Source organism: Actinoplanes solisilvae (genome assembly GCF_003999975.1).
GTDB lineage: Bacteria > Actinomycetota > Actinomycetes > Mycobacteriales > Micromonosporaceae > Actinoplanes > Actinoplanes solisilvae.
In genome coordinates, this window is record NZ_RJAC01000006.1 from 232,302 (window position 1) to 247,098 (window position 14,797).

Sequence of the window (14,797 nt, forward strand, 5' to 3'; positions counted from 1 at the left end):
GTAACAAAACACGGTACAGTCCGCGGATGCCGGTGACGGAGCTGATCAAGCGGTGGGAGGCCGGGCTCGAACAGGCCCCGAGATGGGCGCTGTTCGGCGGGCTGGCGGTGCTCGTGGTGGCCAGTGTCGGGACGGCGGCGCTGCAGGTGTTCGGCGGCGAGCAGCAGGCGTCGGCGAACCGGTCGGTCGGGGCGTTCGCGTCGCCCACGCCGTCCGGGACGAGCGTCAACGCCGCGCCCAAGCCGAGCACGACCCCCGTACGCAATGGGGATGATCTCGGCAAGGTCTGCGCGGGCTGGTACTTCCCGGGGGCGCCGCGCTATGCCGGCAAGGCTCCTCACCAGATCAGCATCGGGGTGCGCGACCAGGCCCAGGAACCCGCGCACCGGGTGAAGGCCGCGCTCGACGTGCCGTACACGCTGAAGGAGAAGACCCGAGCGGCGTGGATGCCCTCGAACCCGGCCAAGTCGCAGCTCATGGCGTGTGTGACGCTCAGCGGCGTGGGCAGCGCGGTGAAGACCTGCCCGCCGAAGCTCACGTTGAAGCGCGGGACCTACGCGCTGACCGTCATCGAGGTCGCGACCGGGCGCAAACTGGTGCAGCGCCAGGTCACGGGCGACGTGGTCCGGTGCCCGAACGCGGTTCCGCTGGGCACCGGCGACACGATCGCCACCACCGTCTCGGACGGGCAGCTCTATCGGCTGCTCGACAAATACGTCGTCAGCCAGTCGACGGTCTCGCGCAAATAGTCGGCTCGCGACGAGCGGTGCAGCAGTTCGTGCCCCTCATCGGGGAAGAGCAGGTAGCGGTGCGGCACCCCGCGTTCGGCCAGCGCCTTCACGACCTGCTCGGCCTCGATCACCGGCACGTTGCTGTCGTTCTCGCCGTGCACGACCATCAGCGGCGTACGCAGCCGGTCGATGCGGGTGATCGGCGACAGGTCGGCGAGCAGCTCGCGGTCGGCGACCGGGTCGCCGTACTTGGAGACCGCCGCCGACGCGATCCACGGCTCGGTGTGCTCGTAGAAGGTGGCGAAGTTCGACATGCCGCAGACGTCGATGCCGACCGCGAACAGGCCGGGGAAGGTCGTGAGCGCGGCGAGCGTGAGGTAGCCGCCGTAGGAGCGGCCCATGATGCCCAGCCGGGCCGGGTCGGCGACGCCCGTCGTGGTCAGGAACGAGGCACACGTACGCACGTCCTCGATCGCGGCGTAGCGCAGCGCCAGGTTGTCGGCGTTGACGAAGCTGCGCCCGAAGCCTGACGAGCCGCGGACGTTCGGCGCGAAGACGGCGATGCCACGGTCGGTCAGCGACTGGAACAGCGGCCCGTGACCCGGCCGCTCCTGCGCTTCGGGTCCGCCGTGGAACCAGAGCACCGTGGGGTGCGGCCCGTCGCCGGCCGGGCGGAACAGCCAGCCGGTCAGCGTCAGCCCGTCGTGGGCGGCGAACGTCTCGAGCGTGGGCCGCACCGCGCCGGGCGCCGCCGGGTCGGCCGATACCGCCACGATGCCGTCCGAGGATGAAACCCAGACCCCGTGCGGCTGGCCCGGCCCCTCGGCCGTGAAGCCCAGCGTCGAGCCGTCGGACGACCACGTCGGGCCGCTGATCACCGAACCGGGCAGCGGGCCGACCGGCCGCGTCTCGCCCGTCTCCAGGTCGATCAGCGTGACCTCGGACAGGCCACCCCTGACATTCCAGAGCACCGCGACCGTACGCCCGTCCGCCGTCACCGCGAACGACTCGACCTCGTCGCTGCCCGACGACGCGAGCACGTCCGAGTCCCGGGTCAGCGTCGGCAGCTCGCCCTCTTCCGAGCGGGCGAACACCGTCACCCCGTCGGGCCCGAAGACCGCCTGCTCGCCCCGGGTGACGACCTCGTCGGCGCCGGTGCGCAGGTCGCGGACCACGATGCGCCGGTCGCCGCGCGGCCCGATCCGCAGCAGCGCGTGATCGCGGGCCGGGGAGACGTCGAGCAGCGAGATCAGTTCGCCCTCGGCCACCACCACGCGCTCGCCGCTGACCGGGTCGATCAGCAGGGCGGTGGTCAGGTTCTCGGTGAACGCGAGCAGTGACCGGCCGGGCAGCCAGCGCGGGTTGTCGGCCGTGTCGCCGCCGAACCCGGCGACCTGGTGCAGCTCGGAGCCGTCGGGACGCACCAGCCACAGCTCGTGGCGGGGCGCGCCGCCGGGCGCGAGCTGACAGGCCAGCCAGCCGCCGCCGGTCGACCACAGCACGGCCGCGACCGGGGCCTCGCCGGTGTCGACGAGGAACGTCAGGTCGCTGCCGACCGGCTGCACCCAGACCTGGGGGCGGCCGCCGCGGTCGGAGACATAGGCGGCGTGCCGGCCGTCCGGCGAGAGCGCCGGCGACCAGCTGCCCGAGACTTCCGAGGGGAAGGAGCCCGTTTCGAGATTCGTCCAGCCCATCGGCAGAACGGTGACGTCGACACGGTTGAGCTGACCGGTCAAAAGGTCCTCCCTCGATATCTAGATGCCCTTGTCCTGCAACCACATCTCCAGCAGGGCGAGCTGCCACAACTGGTTGGCGCCGAGCGTGGTGCGCGGCGTGTTGGGGTCGGCCAGCAGGAGGTCCACGTAGTCCTGCCGGAAGAGCCCCCGGTCGCGCGCGGCCTGTGCGGAGAGCGCGTCGCGTACCTTCTCGAGCATGGCTCCTTCGAGGTGCCGGATGCCCGGAACCGGGAAGTATCCCTTCGTGCGGTCGATCACCTCGTCGGGCACGACCCCGCGGGCCGCGTCCTTGAGCACCCCCTTGCCGCCGTGGGCCAGTTTGAGAGCGGGCGGACAGGCCGCGGCCAGCTCGACCAGCTCGTGATCGAGGAACGGTACGCGAGCCTCCAGGCCCCACGCCATAGTCATGTTGTCGACCCGTTTCACCGGATCGTCGACGAGCATCACCTGCGAGTCCAGGCGCAACGCCGCGTCGACGGCGGTGCCTGCACCGGGGCGGCCGAAGCTCGCGGCCACGAACTCGCGGCTGACGTCGCGCTCGACCAGCCACTCGGGGCTGAGCTGGCGGGCCAGGCGACTGTGCGGGCGGTCGAAGAACTCCTTCGCGTAGGCGTCGACGGCCTGCTCGTAGGGGACGTCGGCGAGTGGCGGGTACCAGCTGTAGCCGGCCAGGATCTCGTCCGCGCCCTGACCCGATTGTACGACCTTGACCGACTTTGACACGTCCTCGCTGAGCAGGTTGAACGCGATGCAGTCGTGCGAGACCATCGGCTCGCTCATCGCCGCCACCGTGCGGTCGACGGCCGGCAGGAAGCGGTCCTTGCCGATGCGGATCTGGTGGTGCACGGTGTCGAACTGCTTGGCGACGATGTCGGAGTAGGCGAACTCGTCGCCCGACTCGCCCCCGGCCGCCTCGAAGCCGATGCTGAACGTGGTCAGGCCGCGCTGCCCCTGTTCGGCCAGCAGCGCCACGATGTAGCTGGAGTCGATGCCGCCCGAGAGCAGCACCCCGACCGGCACGTCGGCCACCATGCGCCGCTCGACCGCCTGCTTGAGCTTCTCGTGGATCAGCTCGGGCCACTCGGCGTCCGTGACGTCGGGCCGCCGGGTGAACGAGGCCTCCCAGTAGGTGTGCTCGGTCGTCGAGCCGTCGGTCCGGATGATCCGCACGGTCGCCGGCGGCAGCTTCCGTACGCCGTTGATGATCGTGCGCGGCGCCGGCACCACCGAGTGGAACGTCATGTAGTGCTGCAGCGCGACCTTGTCGATTGACGTGTCGACGTCGCCGGCCGCGAGCAGCGCGGGCAGCGTCGACGCGAAGCGCAGCCGGCCGCGCGTCTCGGCCAGGTAGAGCGGCTTGATGCCGAGGCGGTCGCGGGCCAGCATGACCGTCCCGGTGCCGTGCTCGACGATCGCGAAGGCGAACATGCCCAGGAAGTGCTGCACACAGTCGGAACCCCAGCGGTGGTACGCCTTGATGATCACTTCGGTGTCCGAGGTGGAGAAGAACTTGTAGCCGTACGCTTTCAGCTCTTCGCGTAGCTGCCGGTAGTTGTAGATGCAGCCGTTGAAGACCAGCGACAGGCCCAGCTCCTCATCGATCATCGGCTGGGCGCCGGCCTCGGACAGGTCGATGATCTTCAGGCGGCGGTGACCGAACGCGACCGGTCCGCGCGCCCACAGCCCCTCACCGTCGGGACCGCGCGACTCGAGGCACGGCAACATCCGGCGGACCGCCTCCGCGTCCGCCGTCCCGTCGTACCGCAGTTCGCCCGCGATTCCGCACATGATTTCGAACCTCCCTGTCCTGCGTTTCGATCAGGTGTCACCGTCGTGAAGCGCTGGTCAACCCAGCAACCAGGTGTCCTTCGAGCCGCCGCCGCGCGACGAGTTGACGATCATCGAGCCGGCCGGGGCCACCCGGGTGAGGGCGGCCGGCGCCACCACCGACTCGGTTCCGCTGAAGATGAAGGCCCGCAGGTCGACGTGCCGGGGCGCGAGCTGGTGGCCGTCGAAGACCGGGTGGGTCGAGAGGCGTACGACCTCTTGCGCGACCCACCGGTGCGGGGCGGTGCGGATCTGCCGGCGGACAGCCGAAAGGTCCTCCTCGGAGGCGTGAGGGCCGATCACGATGCGGTCGCCGCCGTAACCGTCGACCGGCTTGCAGACCAGCTCGTGCAGGCGGTCGAGGACCTCGGCCCGCTGCTCGGGGATGCCGCACAGATAGGTCGGCACGTCGGCCAGCAGCGGCTTCTCGCCCAGGTAGTACTCGATCAGCTTCGGCACGTAGGCGTAGACGGCCTTGTCGTCGCCGATCCCGTTGCCCAGCGCGTTGGCCAGCACGACGGTGTCGGCGTGCAGCGCGGTGATCAGGCTCGGGCCCAGCGGCATGCCGTCGGCGCCGGGGGAGTGGATCAGGCTGTCCTCGCCCATCCGCAGGTAGATCACGTCGACCGGGTGGCGCTTGCCGTCGCGCAGCCGGAACACCCGTCCCTCGTCGGCGAAGAGCTCGACGCTGCGTACCACCGGCACGCCCATCTCCTCGGCCAGCATGCGGTGCTCGAACCAGGCCGAGTCGTCCGGCCCCTGGCTCAGCACGACGATCTTCGGGTCGTCCCCCGCAGCCGGGCGCGCCGCCTCGATCAGCGCGCGTTTCAGCAGCTCGGGCGTGCGCTCCACGGAGACCAGGCCGTCCGGCTCGGGCAGCTCGGGCAGCACGTTCTGGGTCAGGCGGCGGTTCTGCATGGCGTACGCGATGCCCGACGGCACGCGCAGGTTGTCCTCCAGCACGCACCAGCGGCCGTCCACGTCGCGCACCAGATCGACGCCCGCGACCTGGGCCCGTACGCCCTCGTGGTTGACCAGAGCGCCGCTGGGGCGCAGCTCGGGGGAACCGTCGAGCACCCACTCGGGCACGATGCCGTCGCGCACGGCGTTGCGGTCGCCGTAGACGTCCTGGATGAACCGGTCGAGCGCGCGCACCCGCTGCACCAGCCCGACCCGCAGCGCCGCCCAGTCATCGGCCGGCACGAGCCGCGGCACCAGGTCGAACGGGAACAGGCGGGTGGCGGCCTCCCCGGCCACGCTGAACGTGATGCCCCGGGCGCGCTGCTCGTCGTCGCGCGTGTCCTCGCGGCGGCGCAGACCGGCCGATCCGAGCGCCGACAGAACATTCAAGATCCCCGCGTACGCCGGAGCGACCTCACCATCGGGGAAAGCCTCGTCGCCGGGTCGCTTGTACGGGAACAGGCCCGCCGGAACGGTCTGCCCCTCGGGGCCGATGCCGGTCGCGCCGCCCCGGGTGTCGGCCACGACCAGGTCGACCACGTCGGAGATGCGGCCCCGGCGCGCCAAGGCCCGGCGCTGACGGGCGGCCGAACTGCCCCGGCTCAGCGCCCGCACGGACAGGTCGAACACCTGCTCCCAGTCGCCCAGCTCCTCGAGCTGCGGGCGCAGGTCGCCGACGAGCCGCTCGACGGCGACCGCGGCGGGCACCGGCCGGGGCGAGTGCGGCAGGTCGAGCAGCTCGCCCTCGAGACCCGAGCGGGCGGCGCGCCACATCGCGGCGCGGTGCAGGGGAGGGCGGGCCGGCGTGAAGGGGCGACCGGCGCGGTAGTCCTGCCGGGCGCGCAGCACCAGACCCCGGAACAGGCCGGCCAGCAGCACGACCGTGTCGACGTCGGGGCTGGAGTCGGTGACGCGCAGCTCGACGGTGGGGACGTGCGCGGACGGGCGTACGTCGAAATAGACCATCTTGGGGTCGGTGATCGTGCCCGAGGCGATCAGGTCGGCGACCAGCTCGTCGTGCTCGGCCGCGCTGTTCAGCATCCCAGGGTCGCCGGCGGTCGGCCAGCGCAGCCAGACCAGCGACCGCACGCTGGCATAACCCGAGTCCTCACCCATCCAGAACGGGGAGCTCGTGCTCAGCGCGAGCAGGGTGGGAAGGGCGGAGGTGATCCGCTGGGTCACGGCGACGGCCTCGTCGCGGTCGGGGACGCCGACATGCACCTGGGCGCCGCAGATGAGCTGCTCGCGGGCCAGTAGCTGATAGTCGTCGAGCATCCGCCGGTAACGGCTCGTCGGCGTCACGGGGAGTGACTCCAGATCGACCAGCGGTACGGTCCCCGCGGCGACGAGTCCGAGGCCCTTGCTTTCCGCGACGGTGATCGCTGCTCGTCGGCGGTCGACGATGCCGTCGCGCAAGCCGTCCAGATCGTCGGCGACGGGGGTGTTCGTCTCGACCACCGAGCGGTGCAGCTCGGCCGAGAACGCGCTCGGGTCTAGCTCGTCGAGAATCTCCTGGGCGCGCGGCACCAGCTCCCGGGTGACCAGGTCGACGACGTGCAGCTCCTCCTCCACACCCAGGGTGAGGCCGTGCCCCGCCGTGGTCTCGTCCGACGTGACACTCAGAGACTCCGTCATGTAGACCGCCTATTTCCTCGCCCGACTCTGCTCGGAGCCTTGCCACCCCATGTACCGAACCTGTTCCGTGCCCGTTTCGCGCTTGCGGCATGCATGACCGAGGGTTATTCGCGACCTACCGTGACCCAAGCCCTGCGTAGGTAGCCCGCGTGCTCTCCACCGTCGCGAATAATCCTCGCCGTGATGACAGGTCGGGCGGTCAGCTCCGGTCTCGCCCCTCCAACCGCCCCGGCCGCCGCCCTTGACCGGACTGAAGGCTGAGCCTCCTGTAGCCTCGGGCCGTTCCTACGGTCGGTCATTCCGGAGGGTTTTTCAGATGAGCAGTGTGGTCGTGGTCACCGGTTCCGCGGGCCTGATCGGCTCCGAGTCGGTGCGGCACTTCGCCGGCCTCGGCATGGACGTGGTCGGGGTCGACAACGACATGCGCAGCTACTTCTTCGGCAAGGACGGCTCCACCAAGTGGAACCTCTCGCGCCTGACCGACGAGGTCGGCGCCCGTTATACCCACCACGAGCTCGACATCCGCGACCGGGACGGGCTGGCCGCCCTGTTCGCCAAGTACGGCAGCAACATCGGCCTGGTCATCCACGCCGCGGCCCAGCCCTCGCACGACTGGGCGGCCAAGGAGCCGTTCACCGACTTCGACGTGAACGCGGTCGGCACGCTGAACATGCTCGAGGCGGCCCGGCAGCACGCGCCGACGGCCCCGTTCATCTTCACCTCGACCAACAAGGTGTACGGCGACACGCCGAACCGGCTCCCGCTGGTCGAGCACGAGACCCGCTTCGAGCTGCCGGTCGACCACCAGTGGTACGGCGGTATCGATGAGGAGATGTCGATCGACCAGACGCTGCACTCGGTGTTCGGCGCGTCCAAGGTCGCGGCCGACGTGCTGGTGCAGGAGTACGGGCGCTACTTCGACATGCCGACGGCCGTGTTCCGCGGCGGGACGCTGACCGGGCCGGGTCACTCGGCGGCCGAGCTGCACGGCTTCCTGGCGTACGTGATGCGCTGCGTGATGGAGCAGCGGCTCTACCACATCTACGGGTACAAGGGGAAAATGGTGCGGGACGCCATTCACTCCCACGACCTGGTGTCGGCGTTCGAGGCGTTCTATCGGGCCCCGCGAGTCGCCGAGGTCTACAACATGGGCGGCGGTCGCTTCTCCAACTGCAGCCACATCGAAGCCTTCAAGATCGCGTCGGACATCACCGGCCTCGAGGCCCGCACCGACTACGTCGACCAGGCCCGCACCGGCGACCACCAGTGGTGGATCAGCAGCACGGCCCGCTTCGAGCAGCACTACCCCGAGTGGAAGCTGACCTACGACGTGCCGGCGATCCTGCGCGAGATGTACGAGGCCAACCAGGACGTCTGGAAGCCCTGACCCACCCACCCCGCGTCGCCTATGGCGGCGCGGGGCCCGCTTCTCCGCACCGCCCGCCGAGCTCACCCGTCGCCCTTTCGCTCTCCCTTCCCATTACCGACAAATCCGTATTACTGCTGCTTGTGCGCCCGGCGCGGGGCGATCGTGTTGCCGCGGGCGTTGTGGGTCGAGCCGTCTTTTGCTGGCTGAAAGGGGGCGGGCAATTGGCTGTGGCTTGCCTGGGGGTGGCCGGGTCGTAACGAACGGTTAACCCGGAATCAGTACATTGCCGGAATGTCCGTCTTGAAGGTATTCCGGCATGACGTACCGGCTTCGGTCGTGGTTTTTCTGATCGCCATCCCACTCTCGCTCGGCATCGCGGCCGCGTCGGGAGCGCCGCTGCTGTCGGGGCTCATCGCCGCCGTCGTCGGTGGTGTCGTCGTGGGGCTTCTCGGGGGTGCTCCGCTGCAGGTCAGCGGTCCGGCCGCCGGCTTGACCGTGATCGTCGCGGGGACAATCGCCACGCACGGGTTCGCTGCCACCGCTGCCATCGTCGCGCTGGCGGGTGGCGTACAGATATTGCTCGGGGTGGCTCGTCTGGGGCGGGCGGCGCTCGCCCTGTCGCCCGCCGTCGTGCACGGCATGCTCGCCGGCATCGGGCTCGTCATCGCGCTGAGCCAGATTCACGTCGTGCTCGGCGGTGACGCGCAGAGCGAGGCCTGGAAGAACCTGCGCGAACTGCCCGCCCAGATCGCCGGCGGCCACCACATCGCCACGCTGCTCGGCGTGCTCACCATCGCCGTACTACTGTTCTGGCCCCGCCTCGTCAAGACCTCGCTGCTGCCCGCCGCGCTCGCCGCCGTCGTGCTCAGCACGGCCCTGGCCGCGGCGATCGGGGCCGACGTCAAGCGGGTCGACCTGCCCGACCAGCCCCTCGACGAGCTGATCTTCCCGCGCTGGCCCGACGCCGGCCTCGGGCCGATCGCCGTCGCGGTGCTGACGATCGCCCTCGTGGCCAGCGTCGAGTCGCTGCTGTCAGCCGTGGCCGTCGACCGCATGCACGACGGGCCGCGCGCCGACCTCAACCGCGAACTGGTCGCCCAGGGCGCCGGCAACACCGTCTCGGGCCTGCTCGGAGGACTGCCGATCACGGGTGTGATCGTGCGCAGTTCGACGAATGTCGCCGCGGGAGCCCGTACGCGGGCCTCTGCGGTTCTGCATGGGTTGTGGGTCGCGGTTTTCGTGCTGTTGTGCGCGCCGCTGCTCGAGACGATCCCGTTGGCGGTGCTCGCGGCGGTGCTGGTCGTGGTCGGGTTGCGGCTGATCAGCCTGGCGCAGATCCGCACCTACGTGCGGCATCGCGAGCTTCCGACGTACGTGGTGACCGCCGTCGGGGTGGTGGCGACCGACCTGCTCACCGGGGTCGCGCTCGGGCTCGTGTCGGCGGTTCTGATCATGCTGTGGCGGCTCGTACGGTGTGAGACGCGCGTGGTCGAGCCGGAGCCGGGCACGTGGGCGGTGACGATGAGCGGCACGCTCGCGTTCCTCGGATCGGGGCGGGTCGGGCGCGCGCTGGCGGCGATCCCGGCCGGCGAACGGGTCGAGGTCGAGCTGCACCTCGACTACCTCGATCACGGTGCGTTCCAGGTGATCGAGGACTGGCGGGAGGCGTACGCGAAAGCCGGCGGGACCGTCACGGTGCGGGAGACTCACGACGGGTGGTTCCAGCGGGCCACCAGCGGACGGCTCGGCGCGGGCAAGACCGCCCCGCCGCGCCGCTTCGGCAGCTGGTCGCAGTGGCAGAACCGGGATCGTCAACGCCGCGACGCGATGGAGGCCGGGATCCGCGAGTTCGAGCGCAGCGTCGCCCCGCTGGTGCGCCCCCAACTGGCCGGCCTGGCCCGCGACGGCCAGCAGCCCGAACAGCTCTTCATCACCTGCGCCGACTCCCGCCTCGTCCCCAACCTGATCACGACGAGCGGACCGGGCGACCTGTTCTGCGTGCGCAACGTGGGCAACATCGTCCCGCCGCACGGGGCGGGCGACGCCTCGGTCGGGGCGGCCATCGAGTATGCCGTGGAGGTGCTCGAGGTGCACACGATCACGGTCTGCGGGCATTCGGGCTGCGGCGCGGTGCGGGCCCTGATGACCGGGGGGTTCGCGGCCGACGGGGCGCTGGGTAGCTGGCTGGGCCATTCCGGCGTCGACCTGACCGGCTGCGACGACGAGGAGCGCTGCGTCACCGCGAACGTGGCGCGCCAGCTGGTCAACCTGCGCACCTATCCGGTCGTACGGGCCGCCGAGGATGCCGGCCGGTTGACGCTGACGGGTCTCTACTTCGACCTGTCCGAAGCTCGGATGTACACGGTGGACCCGTTGCGGAGTGAACCGGTGGCTGTCACGCACCCGTCGGGGTAAGCCGGGCCGCCCGGCGCTCATGTTCGCTTCAGTAACTCCATGAGCGTCGTGGCGGGGTGGCCCGAGAGGCGTTCGATGTCGTCGGTGATCGGGGCGAGGTCGCCGGCCGCGATTGCCGTGTAGGTGCTCACCCACGCGTCGACCTGCCAGGCCGGGGCGCCGAAAGAGGCCCTCGACGCGTACGCCTCCGGCAGAGTCTCGGCCTGGTAGCGCACCTCCCGCCCGGTTGTCACGCTGATCGTCGAAGCGACCTCGGCCAGGCTCAGCGCTTGCGGCCCGGTCAGGTCGTAGGTGCGGCCGGCGTGCGCCCCCGGATCGCGCAGCACGGCGACGGCCGCGTCGGCGATGTCGTCCTGGGCCACGACGGCGGCGCGCCCGTTGCCCGCCGGCCCGCGGATGATCCCGTCCTCGCCGACGAGGAACGGCAGGAAGTCGGCGTAGAGGTTGTCCCGCAGGAACGTGAACGCCATCCCGCTGCGACGTATGTGCTCCTCGGTGGCCCAGTGGTCGCGGGCGAGCGTGAAGGTGGCGTCGGGCGCGGCCCCCATGAACGACGTGTAGACGAGCCGCCGCACCCCGGCCCGCGCCGCCGCGTCGACGAAGCTGCGATGCTCGTCGACCCGGTCGGGCGTCTCGGCCGCCGACACCATGAAGACCGTCTCGGCCCCCGCCAGCGCCCGCTCAACCGCCACCCCGTCGCGATAGTCCGCCACGGCCGTCTCGGCGCCCGCCACGTCCGGCGCCCGAGCCGCATCCCGCACCAGCAGCCGCATCGGGCCGCCGAGCTTCCGCGCGACCCGCCCACCGAGCCGCCCGCCGGCCCCCGTCACCACGATCAAACCCATACCCCAGTTGTACGCCTCCACGAAGCGTTGAGCGCGGCACGCCCGATCACCGTCAGCCGGCGGGGTCGCGTTCCGAACTCTCCCGCAGACTGTGCCGCGACGACGCGGTCTCCGTGGGGCTGCGAATGATCTCGGCCATGCATCGAGGCTCGCGAATAGCGCGGTGGGGCACAATCAGAATTCGTTTCTTACCGGGGCCGGCTCAGGCCGCGCCGGTCCCTCGGGGACGCACCCGGTCGTCGAGGACGCGGGCGGTTGCCAGGGAGCCGGCGAAGCGGGCCGGGTCGAGGTCGAGGCCGCCGGGGACCCAGGTGACGTCGTCGCCGGTCATGGCCAGCAGGATGTCGTCGGGGGTCAGGCCGGCGGCCTGCAGGTTCCGGATCTCGCGGCGGTTGACGGCCGGGGGCAGGGGGCCGTTGCCCAGGTCGGTGCCGTAGCGGACGCGGCCTCCGGCGGCGAGGAAATCGCGCAGGTTGCCCAGGGCGGTGGTCAGCTCGGGGGTCGGCTCGCCCCAACCGTGGATGTCGAGCGTGCTGATCCAGCCCACCCGGTCGGCGCAGGCGCGGATCAGGCCGGGATCGAGACGCGACGTCCACGGGGTGTGGGCCAGCCAGTCGGCGCCTGACTCGACGGCGGCGGCGACCGTGCCGGGGCCTTCGGCGTGGACGACCACGGGCAGCCCGGCCGTGTGGGCGGCGGAGACGACGGCGGCCAGGGTTGCTTTCGGCAGCAGAGGGCCGCCGGCGTGCGCGGTTACCTTGACGAGGGTCGCGCCGCAGTCGACCACCTCCCCTACGGCCGCGGTCGCGTCGTCGGGGGAGTAGATCTCGCGCCAGCTTCCGCGGGGCGCCCAGGAGCGGTCGCTCGGGTAGCCGCCGGGCGGGATGAGGAACGGCCCGGCGTAACGGATCCGCGGCATCCCGGGGACGGCCGTCAGCGCCGCGACCGTCGCCGGCGTGGAACCGAGGTCCCACACGCCCGCGATGCCCCCGGCGCGCACGGTGGCGAGATCGACGAGTCCGGAATGGACGTGCGCGTCGACCAGACCCGGCAACAGCGTCCCCGGGAGGCGGCGCATCGCCGACGAATCCGGAATATCTGAAATGTGGACGAGACTGGTGTTGCCGTCGTCGGCGATGCGCAGTGCCACGCCGGCTGAGGAGGGCGGGGCGGAGGGGGCGGCCGCGTGGAGGCGGCCGTTCCACCAGAGGGAGTCCGCGGTCAGATATGAGGTCACAGGAGGTCGCGCAGGGTGGACAGGCCTGTGTGAACCTCGGCGAAGCTCGTGCTCAGCGGGGCCGGACCGATGCGCAGGCCGTCGGGGCGGCGGTAGTCGGGGATGACGCCGGCGTCCCACAGCTTGTCGAGCAGCGACTCGAAGCCGGGCTTGCGTAACGTGATGTGCCCACCGCGCTGGGAGGCCGAGCGCGGCGACACCACCGACACCCCCCGCGGAACGAGCCATTCGTCGGCCAATTCCAGGGCGTACGTGGTCAGGGCCACCGACTTCTCGCGCACCGCCTCGATTCCCGCCGCGGCGAGCACGTCGAGGTTGGCGTGCAACGGCACCATCGCCAGGATCGCCGGTGTGCCGCTCAGCAGGGCCCGGATCCCGGACGCCGGCTCATAACCGGGGCCCATCTCGAACGACGCCCGGTGCCCCATCCACCCGTGGATCGGCTGCCGCAGCGTGTCCTGCAGCTCCGACCTCAGATAGGCGAACGCCGGCGCCCCCGGCCCACCGTTCAGGTATTTGTACGTGCACCCCACCGCCAGGTCGACGCCCCACGCATCCAGCGAGATGGGCACCGACCCCACCGAGTGGCAGAGGTCCCACATCGTCAGGGCCCCGGCCTCGTGCGCGATCCGGTTGATCTCGGCGATGTCGGCCAGCCATCCCGACCGGTACGCCACGTGACTGAACAACACGAGCGCCGTGTCGTCATCCACCGCCTCGGCCACCTGGGACGGATGGATCCCCGAGCCCGGGTCCGTGTCGATCCACACCAGGGAAAGGCCCCGCTCAGCAGCGATGCCTTCCAACACATACCGATCCGTGGGGAAGTTGTCCGTGTCGAGCAGAATCTTGCGCCGCCCCGGCCGCGCGTCGACCGCCGCCCGCGCCAGCTTGTAGATCAGCACCGTCGTCGAGTCGCCGATCACGGTCTGCCCCGGCGCCGCGCCCAGCGCGATCGACCCGAGCCGGTCGCCCAGCGTCAGCGGCCATTCGAGCCACCCGTCGGTCCACCCGCGGATCAGCCGCCCCGCCCACTGCTGCTCGACGAAGTCGCTCATCAGGTCGGCGGTGGCTTTCAACGGCCGCCCCAGCGAATTGCCGTCCAGATAGGACACGGCGTCGGTGGGCAGGAACAGATCGCGGTATGAGGCCAGCGGGTCGGCCGCGTCCAGAGCGAGGGGAGACGTCAACGGGGGACTCCGATTTCGGTGCGTACGGCGTACAGCTCAGGGAAGAACGTCAGATCGAGAGCTTTACGAAGGAAGTCGACCCCGCTGGAGCCGCCCGTGCCGCGTTTGAAGCCGATCGTCCGCTCGACCGTCTTGAGATGGCGGAAGCGCCAGAGCTGGAAGTTCTCCTCGATGTCGACGAGCTCTTCACAGGCTTCGTACGCCTCCCAGTGCTTCTCGGTGTCGCTGTAGATGTTCACGAACACCGGCACGAGGTCGTCGTTGAACCGGTAGGGCAGCGTCACGTCGCGGTGCAGCAGCTCGACCGGCACGTCGTGGCCGTGGCGGTGCAGGTAGCGCAGGAACTCGTCGTAGACGCTGGGCGTCTCGAGCGCCTCGACCAGCATCTCGCGGGCCGCCTCGTCGTCGTTGAACAGCGCCAGCATGCGCCGGTCCTTGTTGCCGAGCATGAATTCGACCGCGCGGTACTGGTATGACTGGAAGCCCGACGAGGTGCCGAGGAAGCTGCGGAACTCCGCGTATTCGCTGGGCGTCAGCGTCGCCAGCACCGACCACTGCTCGGTCAGCGTGCGCTGAATGTGCTTGACGCGGGCCAGACCCTTGAGCGCGGGCCGCAGGTCGTCCTTGGCGAGCCGGCGGGTCACTTCGCGCAGCTCGTGCAGCACCAGCTTGAGCCACAGCTCCGAGGTCTGGTGCTGCAGGATGAAGAGCAGCTCGTCGTGGTGCTCGGGCACGCTGACGGGGTGCTGCGCGTTCAGCAGCTCGTCGAGGTGCAGATAGCGGCCGTACGAGAGGTTGACCTTGAAATCGCGGACGACGGAGTCCTCGATCGGCCGAACGCCTGGATGCACG

At 70.5% G+C, this 14,797-nt stretch carries 10 protein-coding genes; 3 read left to right on the forward strand and 7 right to left on the reverse strand.

Annotated elements, in window-relative coordinates:
* The first annotated feature begins 26 nt into the window (after positions 1–26).
* On the forward strand, positions 27–749 hold the full coding sequence (locus tag EER30_RS18780; RefSeq protein ID WP_127501780.1) for a hypothetical protein: 723 nt from the start codon (positions 27–29) through the stop codon (positions 747–749).
* Here the strand turns inward: EER30_RS18780 and EER30_RS18785 are convergent.
* Genes EER30_RS18785 through EER30_RS18795 form a run of 3 tightly spaced genes read right to left on the reverse strand, consistent with a single transcriptional unit; the run spans position 695 to position 6,889 of the window.
* Positions 695–2,467, reverse strand: coding sequence for a S9 family peptidase (locus EER30_RS18785; RefSeq protein ID WP_205650288.1), 1,773 nt, complete (start codon positions 2,465–2,467; stop codon positions 695–697). The two genes, EER30_RS18780 and EER30_RS18785, sit on opposite strands and share 55 nt — an antisense overlap.
* Positions 2,468–2,485: 18 nt before the next feature.
* Positions 2,486–4,255 carry an N-acetylglutaminylglutamine amidotransferase gene (locus tag EER30_RS18790; RefSeq protein ID WP_127501781.1) on the reverse strand — a complete coding sequence of 590 codons (1,770 nt, stop codon included), beginning with the start codon at positions 4,253–4,255 and terminating at the stop codon, positions 2,486–2,488.
* Positions 4,256–4,312: 57 nt separating this feature from the next.
* Positions 4,313–6,889, reverse strand: a complete 2,577-nt coding sequence (locus tag EER30_RS18795) for a carboxylate--amine ligase/circularly permuted type 2 ATP-grasp protein (protein ID WP_127501782.1) — start codon at positions 6,887–6,889, stop codon at positions 4,313–4,315.
* Positions 6,890–7,205: 316 nt separating this feature from the next.
* On the opposite strand from EER30_RS18795, the gene EER30_RS18800 reads away from it, so the two are divergent.
* On the forward strand, positions 7,206–8,276 hold the full coding sequence (locus tag EER30_RS18800) for an NAD-dependent epimerase/dehydratase family protein (RefSeq protein ID WP_127501783.1): 1,071 nt from the start codon (positions 7,206–7,208) through the stop codon (positions 8,274–8,276).
* Positions 8,277–8,549: 273 nt separating this feature from the next.
* Positions 8,550–10,673 (forward strand): SulP family inorganic anion transporter, encoded by a 2,124-nt coding sequence (locus EER30_RS18805; RefSeq protein ID WP_127501784.1) that lies wholly within the window; start codon positions 8,550–8,552, stop codon positions 10,671–10,673.
* 17 nt (positions 10,674–10,690) lie between these two features.
* Here the strand turns inward: EER30_RS18805 and EER30_RS18810 are convergent, their stop codons facing one another.
* The 4 genes from EER30_RS18810 to EER30_RS18825 all read right to left on the reverse strand — a co-directional run bounded on the left by EER30_RS18810 (position 10,691) and on the right by EER30_RS18825 (position 14,796).
* Entirely contained in the window at positions 10,691–11,518 is an 828-nt protein-coding gene (locus tag EER30_RS18810) for an SDR family oxidoreductase (RefSeq protein WP_127501785.1), read from the reverse strand.
* A gap of 202 nt (positions 11,519–11,720) precedes the next feature.
* On the reverse strand, positions 11,721–12,755 hold the full coding sequence (locus EER30_RS18815; RefSeq protein WP_127501786.1) for an amidohydrolase family protein: 1,035 nt from the start codon (positions 12,753–12,755) through the stop codon (positions 11,721–11,723).
* Positions 12,752–13,945 carry a kynureninase gene (kynU, locus tag EER30_RS18820; RefSeq protein ID WP_127501787.1) on the reverse strand — a complete coding sequence of 398 codons (1,194 nt, stop codon included), beginning with the start codon at positions 13,943–13,945 and terminating at the stop codon, positions 12,752–12,754. Before kynU ends, EER30_RS18815 begins: the two co-directional genes overlap by 4 nt.
* Positions 13,942–14,796 (reverse strand): tryptophan 2,3-dioxygenase, encoded by an 855-nt coding sequence (locus tag EER30_RS18825; protein WP_127501788.1) that lies wholly within the window; start codon positions 14,794–14,796, stop codon positions 13,942–13,944. Before EER30_RS18825 ends, kynU begins: the two co-directional genes overlap by 4 nt.
* Position 14,797: the final 1 nt, after the last annotated feature.